This is a genomic window from Paenibacillus sp. B46(2026), assembly GCF_056786355.1.
In genome coordinates this window covers 1,029,560-1,053,454 of the sequence record NZ_CM165907.1, presented here as the reverse complement: position 1 = coordinate 1,053,454, position 23,895 = coordinate 1,029,560, and the positions used below count along the sequence as shown (strand labels likewise).

General features: G+C 45.2%; 21 protein-coding genes and 1 pseudogene. 9 read left to right on the top strand and 13 right to left on the bottom strand.

Annotated elements, in window-relative coordinates:
* Positions 1-70: 70 nt before the first annotated feature.
* Positions 71-2,392, bottom strand: coding sequence for a beta-L-arabinofuranosidase domain-containing protein (locus AC1S8V_RS04870; protein WP_482072659.1), 2,322 nt, complete (start codon positions 2,390-2,392; stop codon positions 71-73).
* Between the two features lie 409 nt (positions 2,393-2,801).
* Between AC1S8V_RS04870 and AC1S8V_RS04865 the strand changes: the two genes are divergently transcribed.
* The 3 genes from AC1S8V_RS04865 to AC1S8V_RS04855 all read left to right on the top strand — a co-directional run bounded on the left by AC1S8V_RS04865 (position 2,802) and on the right by AC1S8V_RS04855 (position 4,376).
* Positions 2,802-3,566: a helix-turn-helix transcriptional regulator gene (locus tag AC1S8V_RS04865; RefSeq protein WP_482072658.1), complete on the top strand. Its 765-nt coding sequence runs from the start codon at positions 2,802-2,804 to the stop codon at positions 3,564-3,566.
* Between the two features lie 129 nt (positions 3,567-3,695).
* Positions 3,696-4,208: a GNAT family N-acetyltransferase gene (locus AC1S8V_RS04860; protein ID WP_482072657.1), complete on the top strand. Its 513-nt coding sequence runs from the start codon at positions 3,696-3,698 to the stop codon at positions 4,206-4,208.
* Positions 4,209-4,229: 21 nt separating this feature from the next.
* A complete protein-coding gene (locus AC1S8V_RS04855; protein WP_482072656.1) occupies positions 4,230-4,376 on the top strand; it encodes a hypothetical protein in 147 nt (48 codons plus the stop codon).
* Positions 4,377-4,544: 168 nt separating this feature from the next.
* On the opposite strand, the gene AC1S8V_RS04850 is transcribed toward AC1S8V_RS04855, so the two are convergent.
* Entirely contained in the window at positions 4,545-6,299 is a 1,755-nt protein-coding gene (locus AC1S8V_RS04850) for a methyl-accepting chemotaxis protein (RefSeq protein WP_482072655.1), read from the bottom strand.
* A gap of 325 nt (positions 6,300-6,624) precedes the next feature.
* On the opposite strand from AC1S8V_RS04850, the gene AC1S8V_RS04845 reads away from it, so the two are divergent.
* Positions 6,625-7,254: a TetR/AcrR family transcriptional regulator gene (locus AC1S8V_RS04845; protein ID WP_482072654.1), complete on the top strand. Its 630-nt coding sequence runs from the start codon at positions 6,625-6,627 to the stop codon at positions 7,252-7,254.
* A complete protein-coding gene (locus AC1S8V_RS04840) occupies positions 7,251-8,225 on the top strand; it encodes an alpha/beta hydrolase (RefSeq protein WP_482072653.1) in 975 nt (324 codons plus the stop codon). The genes AC1S8V_RS04845 and AC1S8V_RS04840 overlap by 4 nt, the downstream gene beginning before the upstream one ends.
* 103 nt (positions 8,226-8,328) lie before the next feature.
* Here AC1S8V_RS04840 and AC1S8V_RS04835 read toward each other — a convergent pair whose 3' ends face one another.
* The 3 genes from AC1S8V_RS04835 to AC1S8V_RS04825 form a co-directional block, all read right to left on the bottom strand.
* On the bottom strand, positions 8,329-9,681 hold the full coding sequence (locus AC1S8V_RS04835; RefSeq protein WP_482072652.1) for an amino acid permease: 1,353 nt from the start codon (positions 9,679-9,681) through the stop codon (positions 8,329-8,331).
* A 137-nt stretch (positions 9,682-9,818) separates the two neighbouring features.
* Positions 9,819-10,100 carry a hypothetical protein gene (locus tag AC1S8V_RS04830; protein WP_482072651.1) on the bottom strand — a complete coding sequence of 94 codons (282 nt, stop codon included), beginning with the start codon at positions 10,098-10,100 and terminating at the stop codon, positions 9,819-9,821.
* A gap of 153 nt (positions 10,101-10,253) precedes the next feature.
* The gene (locus AC1S8V_RS04825) at positions 10,254-10,709 is read right to left on the bottom strand and encodes a GNAT family N-acetyltransferase (protein ID WP_482072650.1); all 456 of its coding nucleotides are present in this window, start codon (positions 10,707-10,709) and stop codon (positions 10,254-10,256) included.
* Positions 10,710-10,800: 91 nt separating this feature from the next.
* Between AC1S8V_RS04825 and AC1S8V_RS04820 the strand changes: the two are divergent.
* Together AC1S8V_RS04820 and AC1S8V_RS04815 are read left to right on the top strand one after the other, a co-directional pair.
* Positions 10,801-11,160: pseudogene (locus AC1S8V_RS04820) on the top strand (GNAT family N-acetyltransferase); the annotation flags it as partial.
* Entirely contained in the window at positions 11,157-11,504 is a 348-nt protein-coding gene (locus tag AC1S8V_RS04815) for a DUF1801 domain-containing protein (protein WP_482072649.1), read from the top strand. The pseudogene AC1S8V_RS04820 and the gene AC1S8V_RS04815, both read left to right, overlap by 4 nt.
* A gap of 298 nt (positions 11,505-11,802) precedes the next feature.
* Here the strand turns inward: AC1S8V_RS04815 and AC1S8V_RS04810 are convergent, their stop codons facing one another.
* The 7 genes from AC1S8V_RS04810 to AC1S8V_RS04780 form a co-directional block, all read right to left on the bottom strand.
* Positions 11,803-12,981 carry an alanyl-tRNA editing protein gene (locus AC1S8V_RS04810; protein WP_482072648.1) on the bottom strand — a complete coding sequence of 393 codons (1,179 nt, stop codon included), beginning with the start codon at positions 12,979-12,981 and terminating at the stop codon, positions 11,803-11,805.
* 258 nt (positions 12,982-13,239) lie between these two features.
* Complete coding sequence (locus AC1S8V_RS04805; protein WP_482072647.1) at positions 13,240-13,992, bottom strand: iron ABC transporter ATP-binding protein; 753 nt, start codon at positions 13,990-13,992, stop codon at positions 13,240-13,242.
* On the bottom strand, positions 13,989-15,053 hold the full coding sequence (locus tag AC1S8V_RS04800) for an iron chelate uptake ABC transporter family permease subunit (protein ID WP_482072646.1): 1,065 nt from the start codon (positions 15,051-15,053) through the stop codon (positions 13,989-13,991). The genes AC1S8V_RS04805 and AC1S8V_RS04800 overlap by 4 nt, the downstream gene beginning before the upstream one ends.
* Complete coding sequence (locus tag AC1S8V_RS04795; RefSeq protein ID WP_372238406.1) at positions 15,050-16,060, bottom strand: ABC transporter permease; 1,011 nt, start codon at positions 16,058-16,060, stop codon at positions 15,050-15,052. The genes AC1S8V_RS04800 and AC1S8V_RS04795 overlap by 4 nt, the downstream gene beginning before the upstream one ends.
* A 31-nt stretch (positions 16,061-16,091) precedes the next feature.
* Positions 16,092-17,120: a siderophore ABC transporter substrate-binding protein gene (locus AC1S8V_RS04790; RefSeq protein ID WP_482072645.1), complete on the bottom strand. Its 1,029-nt coding sequence runs from the start codon at positions 17,118-17,120 to the stop codon at positions 16,092-16,094.
* Between the two features lie 359 nt (positions 17,121-17,479).
* A complete protein-coding gene (gene dhaK, locus AC1S8V_RS04785; protein WP_482072644.1) occupies positions 17,480-19,249 on the bottom strand; it encodes a dihydroxyacetone kinase subunit DhaK in 1,770 nt (589 codons plus the stop codon).
* Positions 19,249-20,391 carry a glycerol dehydrogenase gene (locus tag AC1S8V_RS04780; RefSeq protein WP_076333049.1) on the bottom strand — a complete coding sequence of 381 codons (1,143 nt, stop codon included), beginning with the start codon at positions 20,389-20,391 and terminating at the stop codon, positions 19,249-19,251. The genes dhaK and AC1S8V_RS04780 overlap by 1 nt, the downstream gene beginning before the upstream one ends.
* A gap of 305 nt (positions 20,392-20,696) precedes the next feature.
* On the opposite strand from AC1S8V_RS04780, the gene AC1S8V_RS04775 reads away from it, so the two are divergent.
* Both AC1S8V_RS04775 and AC1S8V_RS04770 read left to right on the top strand, forming a co-directional pair.
* Positions 20,697-21,734, top strand: coding sequence for a PocR ligand-binding domain-containing protein (locus tag AC1S8V_RS04775; RefSeq protein ID WP_482072643.1), 1,038 nt, complete (start codon positions 20,697-20,699; stop codon positions 21,732-21,734).
* A gap of 96 nt (positions 21,735-21,830) precedes the next feature.
* Positions 21,831-22,820 (top strand): aldo/keto reductase family protein, encoded by a 990-nt coding sequence (locus AC1S8V_RS04770; RefSeq protein WP_482072642.1) that lies wholly within the window; start codon positions 21,831-21,833, stop codon positions 22,818-22,820.
* Here the strand turns inward: AC1S8V_RS04770 and AC1S8V_RS04765 are convergent.
* Positions 22,817-23,695 carry a LysR family transcriptional regulator gene (locus tag AC1S8V_RS04765; protein ID WP_482072641.1) on the bottom strand — a complete coding sequence of 293 codons (879 nt, stop codon included), beginning with the start codon at positions 23,693-23,695 and terminating at the stop codon, positions 22,817-22,819. The genes AC1S8V_RS04770 and AC1S8V_RS04765 overlap by 4 nt on opposite strands.
* Between the last annotated feature and the right edge of the window lie 200 nt (positions 23,696-23,895).

The following is a 23,895-nucleotide window of genomic DNA, read 5'->3' as shown; positions in this document are numbered from 1 at the left end:
CTCTTACAACTAACCGTAATTTATTTTCATTATAACATTGTGTTTGCGCCTTTTCACACCATGCCTCTTTTCACGAAAAGATGGATTCCGGTTTGCTTCGCGTGGTGCGTACCTCAACGACTTTTCCGGCGCAACCGTTGTCACCCAACGCTTGGAACATTACCGTAACGCTGTCTTTGCCTGATGTAACCGCCTCCGGAATATCATAGGTCACATAGAACACTTCGCCGATTTTGTTCATGTGAATTCGCTGCTCTCCGATGACGGTTCCATCCACGGTAATGCTGAATTGTCTGTCATATAACGTACCTTCCCGTTCAAACGGAGAATGATCTCCGCCCCAATAGGCCACACATAGGTAATTGGTTACGGCACGATCCACCGCCAGTTGGTAACTGAAGTAAGCCCCACTGATGCCAAAAGCCTCTCGCCACATATGCAGCTTGTTACGGCCATCCGTGGTCGAACCGTTATAGTGTTCCCCACGGCAGTTGCTATCCAGTTGATGACCAATCTCATCCTGCTGCCCATCCGCCTGAACCCTGTCGATTGTGATATCATTCAAGGCTTTCTCCCGCGCATCACCTTCATCGTTAAACGGCCAATACACCGTATAGAACTCATGATGCACATCATAGAACGGAATGAGATTCACGGCTTGGCCTGTGGAAGTGACATCTTTGCTAAGTTCAAATGTTAACGTGTCTGCATCCACAACCTTGATCCACTCTTGTACATCCTCCTGCTCCGTCCAGATCACAGGTACAGGTGCGGTCTTGGGATTCAGTGCTGTTTCGTCCACAATCGTGTCCTCTGGAAGACCCTCGCTTCCGAGGGCACCGGCGAGTACAATTGGGCCATACAGGAATGCCACTTTGTGGGCATCATCCCGGGAGGTGTACTGGCGAAGCGACATCGGCAGTGTGATGGTAATGACATCGCCAGCAGTCCATGTGCGGTCGATGGAAAGATAGCCGGGTTCCATCCGTGTATACGGATGTTCCGTATCCCCATTGACGGTTGCCGTCATTGGCTGTTGCAGCCATGAGGGCACGCGTAATCTTAGATGAGCCGAGGCGTTGCCTCCGGTGATCGTCAGGGTTACCTTTTCCGAATAAGGAAAGTCGGTTTCGAGCTTCAGGGATATCCCCTGAGACGTCCAATCCAGCTGGGAAGCGATATACAGGTTGACGTACAGGTCTTGCTCGTCTTCAAAATAGATGGCCTCGGCATATTTACCCGGATTCTCCATGCCTGATCCTGTACAGCACCACCAAGCCGTATCGTGTGTACCATAGATTTTGTAGTGACCTTGCAGCGTTGAGGCAAAATACGTTTTGTTCCCCGTATCCGGGTCCTGCGTGCCCAGGATGTGATTGTAGATGGCGTTTTCATAATAGTCCATGTAGGCGCTATCGTGATTCCAGGCAAAGAGTTGTTTCGTCAGATGCATCATGTTGTGGGTACAGCAGCTCTCTCCTGTCTTGATCCCGAGACTCTCCATGCCCTTCGCTTCATAATGCTCCGATATGCTCGTCGCACCAAAGACGTAGGAACGATGATGAATGGTCGTATCCCAGAAAAACTCTGCCGCTGTCCGATAACTCTCATGGGTATGGTCCTGGTTGTAGATCTCGGCTGCACCGATCACTTTCGGAATCTGAGTATTGGCGTGTTTGCCTTGAAGATCGTCCTGCTTGTGTTCCAAGGGTCTCAGGATCAATTGATGGGTAAACTTATTGGCAATCTCAAGGTATAGGGCTTTGCCCGTGATTCCATACAAGTGTGCAAATACTTCATTCATGCCCCCGTGCTCACTTTGAAGCATCGTCTGCATCTGTTCTTCTGTCATCGGGAGCAAACCTTCTACTGCCCAATCTGCAAATCGAGTAACCACCTCAAGTGCCTGTCCGTTGCCAGTGAGTTTATAGGCGTCAATCAGACCACGATAGATTTTGTGCACACTGTACCAGGGAACCCAGTATTCACCGATGTTGAATCCACCGATATTCTCTGCTCGAAAAGCCATGTGGAAAGGTTCTTCGGACAAACCACCGATATACCCGCTCCCCGTGGTCTGCTGGATTCTCGACAGTTCGGTGACCGCATAATCCAGTCTTTCTTTTAACGTGATATTCCCGGTTGCCTGGTACGTCACAGCCAGGGCAGACAGATAATGTCCAAGGGAATGTCCGCTGATGGTACGTGCCTCCCAACCCGCATAACGCTCTTTTCGGGCAGGTAAACCATGAGCTTCGAAGCATGGAGCCAGGAATCGATCAATATCCAGCGCTAACAGGTAACGCTCCCCCACTCTTTGTGAAGTTTGGAACACACCATTTAGCAGATCTACATGTTCCGGTCCCAGAAATCCTTTTTTCGTATCAATCATGACACTCACTCCTTCTCGGGATGTAATATATAAGTTGAACTAAAGATTATTTACACTGACACTACGATGACAGAACAACCTTCCAATCGCTGTTATCCCCAGATTTTTTTGATCCCCTTTCTCATGGGAAAATCCAGGGATAGCGTATGCTTTCGAAGCAGCTTTCTTTCAGAAAGCTTTTAGGCGAACGCTCCGCTTTTTCAGGTTTTTTCTGTCCTCTCCGTTATCATGTAAATGATTAGTTCAACTTATATAGATATCCATTCATTCTTGAGGGGTAAAATCCGTTTTATTAGCTACAAGACTAATACTCATCAATCTACTGTAGAGCTTGAATATCCCCATACTATCAAATAAAATACAATTACATCAGACTCATAATCCAAGAAAAGGTGGATAAATCCGTCCTATGCAAAAGCCACTGGAACATTACCTGTGCGGCAAGTTCATATCCGAAGGCAACTGGAGCCACATGAGACGCAGCATGCCTGTGCATGAGATCATTTTGATGCTGGAAGGTGAGATGTACATCGCGGAAGAAGAGGAACAATATGTAGTTCGTGCCAACGATCTGTTGTTTCTGCGCGCCGGCCGCACCCATTACGGCTACCAGATGAGCGACACACCCGTCAGTTTCTACTGGGTTCACTATGATGCCATGTCGGCAGAATTCAACTGGTTTAGGACACATGCCACTATCCAGGTACCTTCCATGGCCAATCAGTTATTCAAGCAATTGCTACATGTGTCATCCTTCTCAACGGAGGAAGCAGACGCAGCCTTGCTATTGTTGTTTAGAGAGCTGGAGCGGAATATAGAGGCCGATTATCGCCCCCACAATGCGATTGTGGACCATATCTGCAAGTGGGTCGATATTCATCTGCATACGAACATTACGGTGAGTCAGATTGCGGAAAATTTTAATTTTAACAAAGACTATATCTCCAAAATGGTGAAGCGTGAGAAAGGTACTGGACTCAAAACCTATATCCTCACAGAACGAATTCGCCGGGCGAAACAGCTGCTGCTCAACACCAATGCCAGTGTAAAAGAAATCGCCGGACAGTGCGGCTTCTCTGATTACAAGCTGTTCCTGCGTATGTTCAAGCAATACGAAGGCAATACGCCAACTGAATATCGCAATCATCTGTATTCCACACAGCTCAATCGCTGACGCGCTCTGACCGATAGAAATGACTGAGTTAACTATAGAAAAATTGAATGAATCGGATTGAATCCGTTATGGTAAAATGCAAGAAAACTGTATTCCATACTTAACCCATAAGAGAAGGGGAATTAAAAGATGACAACGGCTGCCGTTACGATTCATCCTGCCGCAGAAACGGACCATCCAGAGATTGTAGAGATCCTTGTTGCAAGTTATGCCGAGTATCGGGAGACTTTTGAGCAAAATGATCGATGGGAAGCCTATCTGAAAGACATTAGAGAGTCTCTGGACAACCCGTATCTCAAACAATTGTGGATTGCCAAGATTGAGGATCAAATTGTCGGTACAGTCCAATTATTCGAAACCGCGCACAAGGCTTATCCAAACTTTGAACTGCCAATTGATTATCCGTTTATTCGGCTGTTGGGTGTCGATCCACAATGGAGAGGCCACGGAATCGGCAGAGAATTGCTCCAGCAATGCGTTGATTCTGCCAAAGAGATGGGCAAAAATACAGTGTACTTATATACGGGCGGTCAGATGGTTAACGCCATCCGGCTATATGAACGTTTCGGTTTTGTAGAAGATGCGGAATTCAGCTCCGAGGGTACTGGAGGCAAAGCGATCTGTTACCGTTATGATTCATAATCCTAATGGACAGATAGCCTAATGAAGATAGTCAAAATCGCTGTGTTCGATCGACCCAAAATGCACATTGGCTTCGTCCAAACGGAATCCAAGGAGGCCGCATTAGCGGCAGAACGGTTCGCCCAACGCTTCAGACAGGCGATTGAGTTGGATCATTTAACGGTGTAAACGTAAAAAAGTGCTCCACGCCTCTGAAGGAAGTTTTGAATGAACACCAACTTCTCCAAGAAAGGGGCACTTTTCTTTTTTTACTTTTCATAGTCACATAAAAACCTATATTTTATACTCTTGTCTGATTATCTCTTCCGGTACTATTACTACTACACCTTACTCAAACTATACTTTAACTTTGCGTACGGCTTCACTCATCTCGTTGGTCTGCTGCTCCAGCATTGTGGAGGTCTGCGCCACCCTGTTGAACATGGCCGACTGTTCACGCATTAAACGATAGATTTCATCCGAATGATCCGACACCCCCGCTGAGATCTGGGAGATCGTATTGACCGAGGCGGCAGCCTCTTCTGATCCTGCCGAGATTTCCTCTGTCGCAGCGGAGACTTCCTGAATGCGACGGGTCACGAGTTGGAATGCATCAACCACATGGGCAAATGCTTGCTCCGCTTCTGCTGTAATCGTAACACCTTGTCCAATCTCCGTTGCGGTAACCCCCATCTGTGAGCCAATCTGCTGTGATTCTTGTTGAATGCGAAGCAGCAGATCTGAGATCCGTTCCATGGATGTGCTTGAGGCTTCCGCAAGCTTCCGAACTTCGTCCGCCACAACCGCAAAACCTTTGCCGTGTTCTCCTGCATGTGCTGCCTCAATGGATGCATTAAGCGCAAGCAGCTTCGTCTGACTCGCAAAGTCACGAACCGTGTGCAGTGCACCACCAATTTCCTGAGAGTAATTGTTCAGCACCTGAACCATCGCCACGACTTCACCCGAGACATCTGAGATGCTCTCCATCTGTTTTTTCATCATTGTCATACTCTGTTTACCCGACTCTGCCGTAGCAAGTGCACTTGTGGCCGCATCTGATACAACCATCGAGGATTCGGAGATATCCGTTATGCCTTTTGCGATCTCTTCCATCGCATTCGCGCTATCGCTTGCACCCTGCTTCTGCGTATGTGCCCCTTGCCTGATCTGTTCAACAGACTGGTCAACCGTCTTGCTCATCTGGAGCATCTCTTCAGTACTGCGATTAAACTCTTTGGTTGATTCTGATAAAATATCTGTAGTTACTGCTACACCTTCAACCATGTTACTCACGATCTTATTCAAATTCCCGGACATATGTATCATCGCTTGATATGTTGTTCCAATCTCATCCTGGCTCCGCAAACGATATGACGTCAGAATTTGGTTGGCTTCTGCAAGCTCACCCTGTGCCATTTTTTCCACACTCGCCTTAAGCGGTTGAAGCGGCCGCAGCCCCCTTATGATAAACCACATGACCACAGCAATGCCTATAAGTGTAATTAAAAGCAACAAAGCATAGAAGGGAACACTCGAATTCATAATGTCTGACTCAATGCTTCCAATAACCGATACCGCCGTATCGATTCCGATCACACCTGTTAAAGCCCCATTACTATCCAGCATCGGAGCGTAAGAGGATATGTAGTCGCCATACTCCTCATTGTTGATGATCGAAGAACTGGCTGTTCCCCCTTGCAACAACTTCTGAACAGCATCCTCAGGAATATCCGTTACTTCATTAATCGGGGAAGCTTTGGCAGCTTCCTTCATGCCGTCCACCATAATAAGCGGCGTACCTTTGTCATCTATTTTGACGAAATACACATACATTGCACCGATACTTACACGAAAATCATCCAGTTCATCACGAATCTTCAAGAACGCGTCATTCTCCTTGGGATCCTTGGCAAACTCGGCATAAGATGCTGTATCCAGCTGATTCATATAACTCTGAGCAATTTGGATATTGTAACTCGAAATGGCCTCCTGTGCAGCCAGTTTCATATTGGCCACCTGTAACAGCATGCTTCCAACGGCAATGATCGTAATGACCAATGTAACTACTGCAACAATGCGTACAACCAAACGTTTTCTAAAGAAACCGATCATCCGCTCCTCTTCCTCTCCCGTGAACCCAAGCCTTTTTGACTAGGCGCTACCCAAAAAACACATGCTTGAAGCACTAAGTATGGGAAAATAGTAAACGAATATGTCGATTTAGGCAAGAAAATATTGGGTTTACATAAAAACGCTATCATGGCCTGGTAGCTTTGTTGGATGGAACAAAACACTCCAACGCAAGCATCAGAGTATGTTCAAAGATTAGTGCAACTGAATCAACAACTTACTATTGCCAAAAGGAATTAATTCAGATATATTATTAATTAATTGATCAGTTAATTAATTAAATTGAAATGATGAAAGGAGAATTCTTTTGGCCAGACCGGTTAATGAAGAAAAGAGACTCGAGCGGCGTAAACGAATCCTAAAAGAAGCCGTGATCCTTTTTGCCGAAAGCGGATATTCCAATACCACAACGGCTATTATTGCAAAAACTGCAGGAGTAACTTCCGGAACCATCTTTCAATACTTCCCAAGCAAAGAAGCTCTGTTCCATGCCGCTGTACTTGAACCGCTTGATGATATTCAGAAGAAATCACTTGCTTCTCTACAACAAAAAGGAACACCAGGTACGTTGATTAAAAACATGGTAGAAGAACAATTCAGTCATATTTACTTCTACACCAATGAGTTGCGACTCGCTCAATCTGTCTTGGGGCAACGAACCAGATTCCCCGAACTTACACAGAAGGTCCTTGAAAGCATAAAAATAATGACCGATACGATTGAAGCTGTCTATGCAAAGGGGCAATCCATGGGGGAGTTCAACAAACGTTTCTCTCCAGCAATGATCTCTCGTAGTTATATCTCCTTTTTGAATGGAGTAGCTTTAACTCTCGGTGAAGACATCCTTCATCATCCTGAGTGGGAGAATCTGAAGGGACATGCCTTTTATCTGTTTGCACCAATACAACATGATGAAACACTGGAGGAATCTGAATGAGTCAACCATCTTTACCACCCGTTCTGACATTTAAAGGTCGCATGGAGAAACGCAAGAAACTGTTATGGGGCCTGGGGATAGCACTTGTGCTTATTGTCTCTCTTGTATTCTTTGTATCCTATAAAATAGTAGATACGTTGTTACATCATCCACGGGATACCAATGTCAGCTACGAATTGAATATGGAGAAAACACCTTACGAGGAAGTCGAATTCAAGAGTTTGAAAAATGATAATACAATTCGAGGAACTTTCTTTCCAGCGAGTATATCTTCAGGCACAGCAAGTAACAAAACAATTATTGTCGTACATGGGTATACGAGCAATCGTTTAGTCAAAGGCCGTACTCCCAAGTTGGTAGAGCATTTCGTTCCAAAGGGGTATAACGTACTGGCCTTTGATCTCAGCTCACAGGGTAAGTCGGATGGGGATTTAATTACGCTGGGTCTCCGTGAGAAACACGATTTACTTGGGGCTGTAGACTATCTAAAATCCAGAGATCATGCAGGAGACCATATTGGAGTTATCGGCTTCTCTATGGGGGCTGCTACTTCTCTACTGGCCACAAGTGAAAGTGATGATATCCAGGCTGTAATTGCAGATAGTCCATTTCGTAATGCCGGTTTATTCCTAAGAGAGGGCCTGCCATTCTTCTCAGGTTTTCCTGCATTCCCTTTCAGTTACACATCGACTTGGATGGCGGATTGGGTCTTTAACGTTGATCTTGATTCCGTATCACCTATGGACGCGGTTAAAAAAATGCAAGACAAGCCGGTTATGCTCATTCATGGTACTGGAGATCAGCAAATAAGTTATAAAAATACAGAAACGATCTATGCGTCCCTGAAAGATAATCCCAATGCAGAAGTATGGTATCCGCAAAACACGGAACACATCGATGCGATTAATCATTATCCAACTGAATATTTCCAAAGAGTAGATCACTTTATGGATAAGTATGTAGGACAATAAATTGAATACCAAAAGACTGTTAACACAAAGAACATCCCGGCTCGAGTACCAACGCCGGGATGTTCTTTGTTACGTATTATCTCACATTTATATATTACAAATACTAAACTGTTCGTCCATTCGTCCTCCTGAATCGAATCAGGGACCAGATCACCAGCAATGCGAGCACGGCCAGACAGATGCTAATGCTGAACCGATTACCTGCATCAAACACAAACATCACTGCAATCACACTGAGACATAGTACCACAACTCCGGTTATATAAGGAAACCCCCAGACTTTGAAGGTTGGTTGAACCGGATATCTCTTCCGCAGCTTCAACTGCGATGAAGCAATACAGATCCACACCAGGATTACCACAAACCCCGGAACGGCGAGCAATACACGGAACAGTTGATGCTGCGCGAACAGGCCAAGCATGGAACCTCCGAGCAATACAACCGCGCACACCAAAAGCGTATTCACCGGGCTGCCGTTGCGATTTGTCTGTGACAATGCTTTCGGCGCTTCCCCACCCACTGCCATGGAGTGCATCATCCGTGATGCACCGTAGATCCCTGAATTCGCAGCAGACAGAACTGCCGTCACCAAAATAAAGTTCATAATGTGTGCCGCTCCCGGCAGTCCCGTGGAGGCGAGCACCTGTACAAACGGACTACTCTCCGGCCCAATCTCATTCCATGGGATGAGACCACAGATGATGAGAATCGGCAACGTGAAGAACAGAATAATTCTGAGCATGAAATTACCCACGATTTTGGGCATCACTTTTTCTGCATTTTCCGTCTCGGTCAGGGTCAGACCAATCAGCTCCGATCCCCCATAAGAGAACATGACCACAAGCAGTGCCGAGAAGATCGATGACCATCCGTTCGGGAAGAACCCGCCTGCTTGCGTGTAATTTTGCAGATATGGAGTGTTATCACTTGGGATAATGCCAAAGATCAACCCTGCACCCAGGGAGATAAAAATAATGATCATGGCAATTTTGATCCCGGCCAACCAAAATTCAAATTCACCGAACACACCCACACTGAGCAGATTAACCAGTATAATGAACGCCGCACAAGCCAGACTCAGCATCCACAGCGGTACTTCCGTGAACCAATACTGCAAAAAACTCCCGGCGGCAATCACTTCAATGACACACACCGATAACCATAGAAAGCAGTACATCCATCCCATAACAAAGGAAACTCTGCTACCGAATGCTTCTTGTACGAAGTCTTTCATATTTTTGTTCTTGTACACCGTAGCCATCTCCGCCATCGCGGCCATAACAACCAGCAGCAATAATCCAGCAAAAATGTACGTGACAATAACGCCCGGACCTGCGAGTCCAATCGTCTCTGCACTGCCTTTGAAAATTCCTGTTCCAATGACACCACCCATAGCCATAAAACTGATGTGTCTTGGTTTAAGCTTCTTCTGTAGTGTTCCTTCTGTCTGAGCCAATTCAAGTCCTCCTGATGTAAAAAACGTCTGTAATGCTGTCTTGTTTCATAGACATAATGTCCAGTATACCCTATTGTCCATCAATCAGCCCAGAAGTTCCTTATGGCCAATTCATCCCAAACATATATGGACATAACCTATGTTTTATACCCCACAATGGCACGAAGCAATCTGTGTACAATCCAGCTGATCAAACTGTACACTGCCCCATAGATGAACCAAGCGCCTATGTTACTACCCAATGTTGAAAGATCACTCGCGATATACAACAAAGGCAGCATAAAAGAAATAATCAGCGCTACCCAGAGTCTAAACCATTTGGCAAAATAACTGCAGATTCCAAGCACCACAGCAATTACGGGACATAACACCAAGACGGCAAACAGCGGATTCATATGATCGAACCACCAATATATCATGCACGACTCCCTCCACCCTTTTCATAGCATGGTCCATGTTGCATCATTGAGTTTATTCTACTCTTTTTCCAAACTTGAATATGTATGATATGTTGCAAATAAAAAAACCAGCATTCTGCAACAACAGAATACTGGGTTCTCATGCAAATCACTTTAGATTGTTTTCGTCATAAACATGCTGTTCGGGTCCAATATATAGTCTGCAAATGGTTCGCAGTATTCGAATCCAAAATCTTCATACAGCTTCCGTGCCGGGATGAACGAATCCATTGAGCCTGTCTCCAGACTGATTCGCTTATAGCCACGTTCTACAGCAACGTCCATAATATGCGCCAAAATTTTTCTCGCTACGCCTTTTCTCAAATGAGCCGAAGCGGTACGCATCGATTTCAACTCTGCATGCTCTGGATCAAGTTCTTTGATAGCCCCGCAGCCGAGCAAGTCATCCCCTTCCCATCCACACCAGAAGGTAATTTCAGGCTTCTTGAGTCCATCCAGATTCAACGCATGGATACTCTCCGGCGGTGAATCGGCTGCCATCCCTTGCAAGTGCTCTGCAATTAACGCTTTGACCTGTATTCCACTCAAATCATCCACTTTGATCTCCAAAACGTATCACTCCTGCCGACATTTTTATTGTATTTGTTATTTAATCTAAATCGATTATTTCATATTACTAACATGTCAGGTTTCATGACAAGAGGATACACTGATTGGTTTTGTCGTCATTCATAGCATTGAGTGGAACAACCGCTGCGGACAGCTTGCCATTGGCATCGGACTCGCCGAACATCGCAACAAGGGATATGGCACCGAAGCGTTGAATCTTATTTTACGATATGCATTCCATGAAATGAATCTGGACCGGGTTGGCCTTGATGTCATCGCCTACAATGCCAAAGCAATCCGTTCCTATGAAAAGGCTGGTTTTCAGTTGGAAGGTCGGGCACGCTCAGCTGTATATCGTGATGGTAAGCGTTACGACCGCCTCATGATGGGAATTCTAAGACCAGAATGGGAAGCACACAATCAGATCCATACGGAGGGTGAACCAAATTGACCAAGAATGCAGAAGTCACTGAGTTTATTGAACAGATTCAGATTCCCTGGCAAGTTCAAGTCGCTGATCAATTGCGTCAGTTGGTACATGATTCCATCCCTGATGTGCAGGAACGCGTGCAATACAAGAAACCTCATTTTCTAAAAAACGGGAAGTACGCTGCGGTCATCTCGCCATCCAAACAGGCCCTATCCTTCACCATCTTCCATGCAACCGGACTCGATCTGCCTGATGGGATATTTGAAGGCCCGGAAGAGCGCAAAACGATCAAGATCAAGGAAAAGGATACGCCCGATTATGAATGGCTGGGCGGTCTGCTGACGCAGGCATCTGCAGAATTGTAGGAAGATCTGGCTGTACATCAAAAAGGCATCCCATGAAGTTCAAGAACTTACGGGATGCCTCTTTTTGTTGTAGTCTGCTATTAAGATTGCTGATAGGATACGGCGGTCATCTGGCATGGCTAACTGCTGCATATCACACAAGTCTGTATATGAAGTCGCTGGGCATGCCAAGAAACGTCCTGCTGAGCTGGATGCTTAACATCCAGACTAATTAAGGTGGTTAACACAGTGCCACAACGTGACGTGCTTGTCTCATGAACGTACACTTGAATACCCGTCTCTTATCTAAATAAGGAGATCAGTGATGTCCCAGCTGGTCCTTGGTGAACTCATAAAAGGCAAGCGCATCTTCACTGCTGGCAAAGCCTGCCTGAGCCATTTTTTCACTGCCTCCACCTTTACCCTGGTAGGCTCCAAGATTGCCTTTGAAGAAAGGTCCACAAGCCCATTCAGGCGGTTGTCCATTCTGTGCCAGAACGACTTTAGCCTCCGAGATACTGGCGAACAGTACAAGCCCCTCATGTTCTGCCGTCAGCTTGGTAGCCAGGCTCTGCATATCCTTGAGCGATTTGTCTTCAAAGACCTGAGCAATAACCAGCCCTTGCCGAGCAGCCAGAAGTTCCTCCGCATAATAGGCATCATTGGTTGTTTTCACTGCATTCAGCTCGGTTTGCAGCTGCTTTTGCTCCATTTCCATTTTTTCAATGCGCTCCAATAACTCGTCCTTACTGGTCTTTAATTTAACCATGATGCTATTGAGCACATTTTGTGTGGAAGTGAATTCATTCAGCGCCCTTGTTCCACATTTGAAATAAATGCGGGTGCCCCCCTTCACTTTTTCGGTTTTCAACAGTTTGATGATACCGATCTCGCCTGTCGCCGACACATGGGTTCCGCCGCAAGCATTATACTCCACACCCTCGATCTCGACGATGCGAATGTCTTCCGTTACCGTCGGCTGCTTCACCAGTGGCAATTGTGCGGCCTCTTCTGCTGTAACCCATGAAGTGTTGATCCGAGCGTTACGATAGATCTGACGATTCACTTCTTGTTCAATGGCGATCAATTGATCCGCTCCCAGTTCAGCCGAAGCCACATCAATCGTGTCATACTCCGTACCGAGATGGAAACTGAGCGTCATCGCTTCCGTTAGCTTCAGCGTGATTGCCGATAACAAATGCTGTCCCGTATGCTGCTGCATATGATCGAATCTTCGCTGCCAGTCAATCTCACATTGGACTTCATTCTGTTCAGGCGCGCGTTCCAGCTTATGCCACACCTCGCCATCTTCGATGTTCACATCCAGAACAGCGATATCACCAATTTGTCCCAGATCACAAGGCTGTCCACCCCCATGCGGGTAAAAAGCAGTCTCCGCCAGCGTGACATATACGCCGTCTTCCTTGTCCACTCTGCCTGTAATCGTTGTATGCCATTCTCCGGTGTAAGCAGAGTCATAATAGATTTTTTGTGTCATTAATGATCCCGATCCCTTCTCGTTCAATTGGATTTTTATAATCTCCAGATTACACTATCTGGCATCGTCAAGCCAATTAATGGCATAGAAGATTGCTTTTCATATCCAAAAGAACGCTCTGTGAGCGAAAATCGCTTCTGATCGAGAAAGAAACGTTTGCAGGAAGATGCTCGGTATTTATCAAAAAAAAGTAGAGTGAAGTGATCACTCTACTTTCTGAAAACCGTTTTAACAAACAACTTTTTATGAAGCCTGTAACTAATAGATCGCTATCGGTCCATAAGGTCCATCGATAATTTCAATTTTCGTTTCAAAAATATCTGTTAAAATTTCGGGGTCCATCACTTCTTTTACTGTTCCAAAAGCGGCGATTTGTCCATCTTTCATAGCACATATTCGATCTGAATATTTGGCTGCAAAATTGATATCATGCATAACCGTCAGAATGGTTCTTCCAAATTCATTAGCGGCATATCTCAAATGCTCCATCATCCGAACAGAACGAGCTACATCCAGATTGTTTAGAGGCTCGTCCAAAAGTACATATTCCGTCTCTTGGCACAACACCATGGCGACATAGGCTCTCTGCCTTTGACCACCAGAAAGCTCATCTAGATATCTATTTTCAAGATCAGTTAAGTCTAGAAAATCAATATATTTAGAAATAATAGCTTCATCTTCATCCGTTAATCTTCCCTTAGAATAAGGAAAACGTCCAAATCCAGCAAGTTGTCTAACGGTAAGCCTTGTAACAAAATGATTTTCTTGTCGTAAAACCGTTACAATTTTGGCCAGGTCCCTTGATTTGGATGTGGAAACATCCATATTGGCAACCTTAATTTGACCTTCATCCAAATCCAAAAGTCTTCCGATCATCAGAAGTGTCGTCGACTTCCCCGCACCGTTGGGTCCAATTAAAGAAGTAAGACCAGCTTTGGGTATATGAATATTCAAAGGGCCTATCTCTACCTCGGCTGCATAGGACTTTTTGACATTATTGATCTGTATCATAAAGAACCCTTCCTTAAAATCACAATTAAAAATGTTAGTCCGCCAACCAATTCTATAATGATGGAAACAACACCTTGGGCATTGAAAACATGATTCATAATAAAGTATGCACCGGTTAAGATCACAAACCCTATAGCAAGAGCCATTGGGAAAACATATCTGTGATCATAGGTTTGCGCTGCCTGATAACTCAAAATTGCAACTAAAAATCCATAGAATGTAAGTGGTCCAACCAAAGCCGTCGAAATGGCCATCAAAATGGAAACCAGGACCAGCATATAAATCACACTACTTTGATGTTTAGTTCCCAAGGAAGTCGAGACATCCTTACCCAGCGACAATACATTTAACCTCTTGGCATTAGCAAGCAGCAGGATTGCTGCAATGATGACGATAGGAATCGCAATTGGGAAATAGGCAGAATCCGCATTATTCACGGAAGCAAACATTCTTGCCTGCAAAATATCAAATTCGGACGGTGCAAGAAGTCTTCTCATAAAAGAGGATACAGACCTCAGACCGGTCCCGATAATAATACCGACTAAAAGTAGAAGTTGTAAATTGCCGTATTTTCCGGAAAGTAACCATCCATAGAGGATTAAACACATGATGACCATTGCAGCAACTTGATATAAAAAGGAATCAACACCGCTAAAATTCACAAATACCGTAGCACCAAGGAAAAATATAGTACTCGTATGAATGGTTGAGTAAATAGCATCAAAACCTAAAAGGGACGGAGTTATAATTTTGTTATTCGTAATCGATTGAAAAGCAACCGTAGATAAACTTTGGCAAATTGCAGCGATAAGCATTGAAACCAGAGCAACTACTCTTCTTGTAACAACAGGTATGAAAGAAGGAGAAGATACCGGGACCGGATTGTTATAAACAAGTAGTCCAACCGATGCAAAAATGCCCAAAACAATCAATGTTATCAGCAAAATCCAATAACGCTTTTCTTCTTTCTTGGTACGGAAGGCTCTAGCTGATCTTTTTTTAGGACGACGGCTAGAATCGATTTCGATATTTAGTGGATTTCTACTTGCTAAGTCGCTCATCTTACCCTCCTTGTTGACCTCCTTTGTCTTAACAAAATGACAATAAATACGACGGCTCCCACTGTTCCAAGGATCATGGAGACAGGTATTTCAAAAGGCATGATAATGACTCGAGACAGGATATCACACACAATGATGCTACCCATCCCTAATAAGCACACCCATGGCAGATTGCTCCTGAGATCGTCACCTCTAAACATGGAAACGATATTGGGGACAATTAACCCTAGAAAAGGCAAGTTCCCAATGACAGCTGCAACGATTCCAACGGCTAGTGAAATAAGGGCAGTACCCAAAAGAATGATCCTGTCATAATTTACGCCAAGACTGGTAGCGACATCTTCCCCTAGTCCGGCTAATGTCAGCCGATCAGCAAAAACAAATATAAGAATAGTCACCAATACGATGAGCCATAAATATTCATACCTGCCAATTTGCACAGATGAGAAGGAGCCTGCAAACCAGCTTTCGATATTTTGAGTCATTTGGAACACAAGCCCAACGAAAGTTGAAAATGCAGAAATGACAGCTCCAAGCATCATCCCAATAATCGGGACTACCAAAGACGAACGGAGTTTAACTTTCTTTAGAAACATAAAAAAAATCATCGTTCCTATAAAAGAAAAAATGATTGCACCAGTCATTCTTAGCGTTAAGCTCGGGGCAGGAAAGACCAGATATATAAACATGATCCCCAGTCCTGACCATTCCATTGTTCCGGTGGTGGTAGGTTCCACCAAGCGATTCTGTGTAATAAGCTGCATGACCAGTCCTGCCATTGCCATTGCGGCACCGGTAAGCATTAATGCAACAGTTCTTGGGACACGAGTAATGAAGAACATCTCCATTCCATCCGCTTGTCCTCGTATGTCATAGACTCCAATAAGCAGTGAGGTAATGCCTAAAATAATAGTGGCTATAATCGCAATGATAAAAGGTATGGTCCATAGCTTTTTCGGATTATGACGCTGGGGTTGAGAATTCTCAACCCCGGCTAATTTTGGTATTAAATTTTTCTGCACTGCAGCATACTCCTTTTTACTGTTTAGCTAAAGCTTTCGTAAGGTTGTTAATCAACTCCAAGAAAGTTTCGATGGATTCATTGGTGTACGTGTCGTTTGGAGCATAAACGATTTGTTTTTGAGTAATAGCAGTGGTGTTTTGCAGAGCAGGTGAGTTATCAATAACGTCCTGAGCTGGAACGGCACCTTCTTCAGCAGATACAGCTGCATCCCGATCCAGTACGAAAATCCAATCTGGATTGCTTTGGGCGATCGCTTCAACAGAAATATCATCACCTTGATGATCAGAAGAAGATTTGTCCACTTCTAGTGCCGGAACCCAGCCGAAAATATCATACAATGGTCCCCATACACGTCCAGTAAGCGGAGCGGAGAAACCGATGTTTCCACCAGAAACGACAACACTCATAATTTTATCTTCACCATTATAAGCGGCCTTAGCTTCTTCAATAGCTTTATCAAAATCAGCAATCAGTTGGGCAGCTTCTTTTTGCTTCTCGAAAACTTTTCCCAAATTGGTTGTTGCATCTTTAAGTCCATTAACAAAGTTTTCTCCAGGTGATGCTGTTTCTTCAAGCTCAATATTAAGGTCGATCACTGCTGCATTAGGCACTAATTTTTTGATGTCTTCATAGTAGCTAGCAAACCGTTGACCAACAATGACAAGGTCAGGCTGTATTGATGCCAATAGTTCAAGGTTTGGTTCGCGGTGATTCCCAATATTTTGTACCGATTCATCCGCCACATATGGTGAATCCGCAGGCATTACATCCTTCGGCGCTGCTGCTAGTTTGACTCCCCAAGTGGACAGAGTCTCAAATGTTCTGTTATCCAGAGCAACGACCTTCGTTGGATTTACAGGTACAGTTACTGTTCCATGAGCATCCGTAATTTCAACGGTTGTAACTGTAGTAGCAGCATCAGTTGCGGCCTCTGTATTAGAAGTACCAGAAGTAGCAGGTTCATTACTTGAACATGCTGCCAACACCAAAGTTAAAGCTGCAACCATGATAAACATTAATTTTGAAGAAATAGACTTTTTCATTTCATTTATACCCCCTAGAATTTAGAAAATTTCGGCCAAATGCAGCCTATTGTATTTGGATAAAATCAGTATCATGTACCTCCTCGTGCGTAATTTAGTGACAAAAACAACAAATGATAGTGATTATCAATATCAATAGGTTATATTATAACAAGTTAGAAGGCATTTACAACAACCTAATTATTTTAATTCATGGCGAAATTATGAACCAAATATTCAACAGTATGTATTTATATGCATAAAAACCGACATTTTACCACAAACAAAAAAGAAGTATCACAATGTGATACTTCTTTTGCAGTAAGAACACTTTATAAATTTATATCTCTCATCGAAATAATCTAATTTTCACAACATTCTTATTTCATCGACTCGGACAGCTCTGTGAAAATAACACCCAGCGCATATGCACCAGCATCAGGGTAACCCAGGCTACGGTCGCCAACTGTACCGGCACGGCCCATACGTGCCACGATGTCTTCCGTTTTCTTCGCACCTTCAACGGCTGCTGCTGCACCTTTGGCAAATGCGGTTTTGAAGTCATCTCCGGACTCCGCACTTTGCGTCCACGAATCGGCACACGGAACGAGTGCATCGATCAAGGTTTTGTCGCCTACAACAGCACCACGTCCGAAGGTACGTTCTCCTGTGGACTGAATCCCTTGCACAGCTGCATGGATCATCTCAGCGAATTCAGCAACGTTTAATTGCTGTTTATCCCCTACTGCTTTGCCAGCCGCACGGAATGCCGAACCCCAGATCGGGCCAGATGCGCCACCACAATATTCCATGATAACCAGGGAGCATGCATCGAGGAACGAACCAATGTCTTTTTTATCTTCATTAATGATGTGATTCCATTCGCGTTTCAACTGGCGGAAGCCTTTGGCCACACTCATACCGAAATCACCATCACCGGCATGGGAATCCAGTTCACAGAATGGTACTTCATTCTTGATGATGATCTCGCCCATTTTATCAATCAGATAGACGATGTTGTCCAACGAGAATTGATTGTTGCTAATCACCGCAGATGTTGCAGGCGTCTCCACTTCGTAAGATACCGGAGCATCTTCACCCACGACAGCCTCCAGAGCCTCGGAATACGCTACTTGTGCTACAGGAGGACCGGATACTTTAAACGCAGGTGTATCACTTTCCTTGAACAACAGCGTTTTTAGTTCATCATCCAGTTTCAGGATCGTAACCGATGCACCCGCCATATCGATACTTGTCATGTAGTTTCCCACAAACGTTGTAGCGATCTTCAGACCTGCATGTCCTGCAAGCTCACGCTGAACGGAATTGTTGAGCAGGTACAGTTCTTGCAGTGGCGTTGCACCAAAACCATTCACGAGCACCGCAATCTCAGCAGAAGCATCCGTATCAAGTTTCATATCGGCAAGCAACGCTTCGACCATGCGGCCTGCCAATTCATCCGCTGATACCAATTTCTCGCGGCGAATCCCTGGCTCACCATGAATCCCTACGCCGAATTCCATCTCATCTTCAGCAATTTCGAATGTAGGCGTACCTTTGGCTGGCACGGTACAGGATGTGAATCCAAAACCAATACTGCGAACGTTCTGAGCTGCTTTCTCGGCAACGGATTTCACATCTGCCAAACTACGGCCTTCTTCGGCTGCTGCTCCGGCAATCTTGTGAACCAGTACAGTTCCGGCAACGCCGCGACGCCCAACGGTATACAAGCTGTCTTGTACAGCGATGTCATCCTCAACACGCACATACTGTACGTCGATGCCATCTTCTTCAGCCAGATGTGCTGCATTCTTGAAGTTCATCATGTCGCCGCTGTAGTTCTTGATGATCAAGAGTGTACCCTTGTTGCTGGCTGTTGCCTTAATCGCTTGGTACACCTGGATTTGGGAAGGAGATGCGAACACATCTCCACATACCGCTGCATCCAACATCCCTTTCCCCACATAACCTGCGTGAGCCGGTTCATGTCCACTCCCTCCGCCACTGATCAGGCTGACTTTATCGGCCTGAATCTCTCTGCGTTTGATGACTTTGTATTTTTTCAGGAATTCCAGCTCCGGGTGCGCGAGCGCAATTCCGTTGCACATTTCCATAACAACATGTTCGGCTTGGTTAATAATTTTCTTCATTATTTTGCCTCCCGGCGAGCTGCTTTGTACTCCCTACCCATGCGGTCAGCCGCTGCAATGGCAGCAGCCACTTCAGGAACGGTGATCGGGAACGGCATGGCGTGAATGGATTCTTCCGGAATACAAGCGATCTCTGCCACTTTCAACAACTCTTCCTGACTAATCGTATCTACACCGATATCCGCCAAGCTGATTGGCAGTCCCACTTCGAGACAGAAGTCCATGACTTCATGCAGCTCTTCAGTTGGTGCATTTTCAAGGACGAGCTGTGCGATTGTACCGAAGGATACTTTTTCACCGTGGAAGAAATGATGTGTGCCTTCCAGAACAGTCAAACCGTTGTGAATTGCATGTGCTGCGGCCAGTCCGCCACTTTCGAATCCAAGACCAGACAACAGAATGTTTGTCTCAACGATGTTTTCCAAGGCTTGTGTCACAACGTTGCTGTCACTGGCTACTTTTGCTTTTGCACCGTCAGTCAGCAGCATTTCATAACACAGTTTTGCCAGTGCAAGCGCCGCATTGGTACCTACTGCAGATGGTGTGTATCCTTCGCGGGAACCCATTGGCAGACTTGCGTTTACACGGGAATAGGATTTCGCTGTTGCTCTTGCTTCAAAGTATGTAGAGAGCGCATCTCCCATACCGGATACGAGGAAACGTGTTGGTGCATTAGCAATTACCGTTGTATCAACGAGTACCACACTTGGGCTTTGTTTGAAGTAAGCATAGTCATCAAAAGAACCATCCGGTGTGTACAATACAGCGGAGTGACTTGTCGGTGCGTCTGTTGCCGCAATCGTTGGGCAGATAATCAGTGCTTCGCCTTCTGCTACACATTTAGCCGCATCAATGGCTTTACCGCCACCAAGACCGATGGTAGAGTCACATCCTTTTTCCTTCGCGATCGCTTGCAGACGAGCAACTTCCTCACGGGAACATTCCCCTTTAAAACCGCTTTCAACAAACGTAATATTGAATTTCTCAGCTGTTGCATCAAGCTTTGCTTTGACACGCTGTACATCATCCGGATGTGCAATCAGCAAGGCAGATTCTCCGAAGGATTTAACAAAGTACCCCAGGTTCAACAATTCGTCTTCGCCTTGTACATATTTGGTTGGGCTGATAAATGCTTTTCTCATAATATTATATGCCTCCTAAGGATATGAAATAGTGTAGTGGTTACATCAAATTTTAATTTCTTACAATTGACCTTAATATAACGCATGGGCAGCAGGTTTACAGTGGACTTTGATAACAAATTATTATAATTTACAATCGTATTTTTTTGCTTTTTGGCGCAATCATGGTATCTTATTGTCATGAGATGGTTGAATTTTGACCTCCCATTATACATTACCCGTCATCATTACATCTTAATATGTACAACTTGCTAACTTTTAACGGCCTAAATTATAAATCAGGTTAGCCTATGGAGGTTGCACCAATGATTAAAGAATATCTGCATATCAACAAAATTCTCGACCTTAATAAATGGAAGCGTCTACAAGATTCTCTCGCAACAGTGACCAAACTGGCGATCCTCACCGTTGACTATAAAGGCATTCCCGTAACCAGTCACAGCAGCTGTCAGGCTTTCTGCCAGAATGTGCGTAAAGACCCGGAGCTTCTCCCCTACTGCCAAAAATGTGATTCACGCGGTGGTCTGGAAGCCGTTCGATTGAATGAGCCTTATGTGTATTTATGCCATTTCAATATTATAGATATCGCGATTCCGATCACAATCGATGGCAAATATATCGGCGCTGTCATGGCAGGACAAGTGAAACTTGCCGACCCGGAAAAGGGTAGTGACTTGGAGCAAATTGTCACATCCAAAAACGTACCCATGCATGCAGCCAAGCTGGAGGAATTAAAGGATGATTACGCCCAGCTACCTGTGATGACCTATGAAGAGATTGTGAAAATCTCCAACATGTTATCCCTGCTCTGCAACTATATTGTGGAAGAAGCACTCAACAAAAATCTGTTAGTTGAAATGTTCGAGAAAGCTTCAGGCCATCAGGAGTCACTGAACCTCTCCACCATTCTGCCGGGTTACTCCATTCGTAATATCGAGTCGATCAAAAAAGAGATGACCAATGCGATAGCGGATGCCTATCTGAAGAACAGCCCAAGTGACATGGAAAGCTCCAGTCCGGTGCTCCAGCCTGCTTTTGAGTACATTCACAGTCACAAAAGTGAACAAGTTTCACTCAAACAAATGGCCGATCTATGCCACCTGAGTCCGAGTTATTTCAGCAGACTGTTTGCCAAGGAAACCGGTGAGAACTTTACCACCTATTTGGCAAAACTCAAGATAAAGTGGGCCAAGCAATTGCTGGAGGTCACCGACATGCCCGTATCACAGATCAGTGATGAGCTGGGATTTAATGAATCGGGATATTTTATCAAAATATTCAAAAAGTTCGAGGAGATTACACCCGCCCTCTATCGCAAATACATCCAGGAGAAGATTCACTGATATCTTTTTCGTATCAAAGATGAGGTTAAAAGATATTTCACCTATTAATCTGCCATTGCTACAATGGAGTCCAGATGACTTAGGGAGGCGGCATTAATGGAATATCGCAAATTAGGAAACAGTGGATTAACCGTCAGTGAGATTTCACTCGGCAACTGGATTACGCATGGAGCGCAAGTCCATGATGGAATAGCAGAAGCATGTGTGCGAGCCGCATTGGATGCAGGTATCACCACATTCGATACCGCAGACGTGTACTCCAATACCAAGGCAGAATCCGTGCTGGGACAGGCTCTTAAGGATATACGAAGAGAGAGTATTGAACTGTGCACTAAGGTCTGTCACCCCACCGGCTCGGGTCATAATGACCGAGGACTTTCCCGTAAACACATTATGGAAGCATGTAATGGTTCATTACGTCGGTTACAGACCGATTATATCGACGTCTATTACGCTCACCGTTATGATTACAACACTCCGCTGGAAGAGACGTTTTTGGCATTTGCCGATCTGGTCCGTCAGGGCAAGGTTCACTACATTGGCGTAAGTGAATGGAACGCGGATCAGATTGCACGAGCAGCCGCATTGGCGCGGGAATTCCACGTACCCTTGATTGCAAGCCAGCCCCAATATTCGATGTTATGGCGTGTGATTGAGCAAGAAGTGATACCTGCAAGCGCCCAAGCAGGTCTGGGACAGATTACATGGTCACCTCTGGCTCAGGGCATACTATCAGGCAAGTATGCGCCTAACGAAGCGTTGCCCGCCGGTTCACGTGCAGCTGGTGAGGCCGGGGCACCCTTTTTCAACAAATTAGCGGGTCAATGGTTACGTGAAGATGTTCTTACCGATGTGCAAGAGCTTGTTCCGCTCGCTAAAGAGATTGGTCTAACCCTTCCTCAACTCGCTGTGGCGTGGGTTCTTCAGCATTCGTATGTCAGTTCCGTCATTATCGGTGCATCCCGTCCAGAGCAGGTCTTGGAAAATGTAAAAGCTTCTGGTGTGAAACTGGACTCTGCGGTCATGTCTCGCATCGATGAAATATTGAATCCGTGGATTGAGCGTGATCCAGCCAAGACGGGTTAAACACATTCATCAACAATGCTCATAAAACGGGATACCACTTCCTGATTCATATCCGTCCGCCATGCCGTGTACAACGGTACGGAGGGCGGATTTTCTTGTAATGGAAGAAAGACCACACCCTTTCGCTGGAACACATCCACCGAGGAGGGAACAATGGAAATACCCATGCCCGCTGCAACGAGATTCACAATGGTATACATCTGGATAGCTTCTTGCGTAATTCGAGGGTCTACGCCATGTGCTCTGCAATAATCCAGAACCAGTCGATGAAATGGAGAGCCCAGATGACGTGGGAATAAAATAAAATCTTCATCCACCAGTTCTCGAATCGAAACTTGAGTCTGAGAAGCCATCGGGTGATGATCTGGCAACGCGGCAATCAACGTTTCCATCTGGCAGGGACGGAATGAGACATGACGAGTATCTTCCTGATATCGCAAAAATCCAATATGGATCTGTCCGTCTTCCAGTGCCTGCAATTGTTGGGACGAAGTCATCTCACGCAGCGTCAATTCAATCTGCGGATACGCAGCGCGAAATTTCCTGAGTACATCCACCATGATGCTCCCCGAAGCCGAATCCACAAAGGCTACGGATATATGCCCGATGATGCCCTGATCTGCCTTTTGGGTAAGCTGGATGGATCGATCGAGTTGGGCCATGATGAGTCTGGCCTGTTCCAGAAATACGGCACCCGCTGGCGTCAGACGAACCATTTGTCTCGTACGTTCCAACAACTTCACGCCTAGCTCCTCTTCCAGATTCTGAATCTGCTGGCTCAGCGGTGGTTGCGTCATATTTAATTTTTCCGCTGCACGGTGGAAATGAAGTTCTTCCGCCACGGTGATAAAGTATCTTAACTTTCGAATATCCATACGTCTGTTGCGCTTCCTTCCGTCTGACCTCTTATTTCATCTGTTCCTGAACCCAAATCGCTGACTCCGCCAGCATCGTCATTAATTCATTAAAGTCCACAGCAATCTCCCGAATCGGTTCTAATTCTATTGACGTCACTTGAACTCCCCCTTTAAATACGTGATGAACTTCCCCTTTCAGGTACCTTTCGTCACTTGTC

Coding starts and splice junctions, on each gene's coding strand:
- AC1S8V_RS04870 (WP_482072659.1), bottom strand. CDS start 2,392: ATGATTGATACGAAAAAAGGATTTCTGGGACCGGAACATGTAGATCTG.
- AC1S8V_RS04865 (WP_482072658.1), top strand. CDS start 2,802: ATGCAAAAGCCACTGGAACATTACCTGTGCGGCAAGTTCATATCCGAA.
- AC1S8V_RS04860 (WP_482072657.1), top strand. CDS start 3,696: ATGACAACGGCTGCCGTTACGATTCATCCTGCCGCAGAAACGGACCAT.
- AC1S8V_RS04855 (WP_482072656.1), top strand. CDS start 4,230: ATGAAGATAGTCAAAATCGCTGTGTTCGATCGACCCAAAATGCACATT.
- AC1S8V_RS04850 (WP_482072655.1), bottom strand. CDS start 6,299: ATGATCGGTTTCTTTAGAAAACGTTTGGTTGTACGCATTGTTGCAGTA.
- AC1S8V_RS04840 (WP_482072653.1), top strand. CDS start 7,251: ATGAGTCAACCATCTTTACCACCCGTTCTGACATTTAAAGGTCGCATG.
- AC1S8V_RS04830 (WP_482072651.1), bottom strand. CDS start 10,100: ATGATATATTGGTGGTTCGATCATATGAATCCGCTGTTTGCCGTCTTG.
- AC1S8V_RS04810 (WP_482072648.1), bottom strand. CDS start 12,981: ATGACACAAAAAATCTATTATGACTCTGCTTACACCGGAGAATGGCAT.
- AC1S8V_RS04805 (WP_482072647.1), bottom strand. CDS start 13,992: ATGATACAGATCAATAATGTCAAAAAGTCCTATGCAGCCGAGGTAGAG.
- AC1S8V_RS04800 (WP_482072646.1), bottom strand. CDS start 15,053: ATGAGCGACTTAGCAAGTAGAAATCCACTAAATATCGAAATCGATTCT.
- AC1S8V_RS04790 (WP_482072645.1), bottom strand. CDS start 17,120: ATGAAAAAGTCTATTTCTTCAAAATTAATGTTTATCATGGTTGCAGCT.
- dhaK (WP_482072644.1), bottom strand. CDS start 19,249: ATGAAGAAAATTATTAACCAAGCCGAACATGTTGTTATGGAAATGTGC.
- AC1S8V_RS04780 (WP_076333049.1), bottom strand. CDS start 20,391: ATGAGAAAAGCATTTATCAGCCCAACCAAATATGTACAAGGCGAAGAC.
- AC1S8V_RS04775 (WP_482072643.1), top strand. CDS start 20,697: ATGATTAAAGAATATCTGCATATCAACAAAATTCTCGACCTTAATAAA.
- AC1S8V_RS04770 (WP_482072642.1), top strand. CDS start 21,831: ATGGAATATCGCAAATTAGGAAACAGTGGATTAACCGTCAGTGAGATT.
- AC1S8V_RS04765 (WP_482072641.1), bottom strand. CDS start 23,695: ATGGATATTCGAAAGTTAAGATACTTTATCACCGTGGCGGAAGAACTT.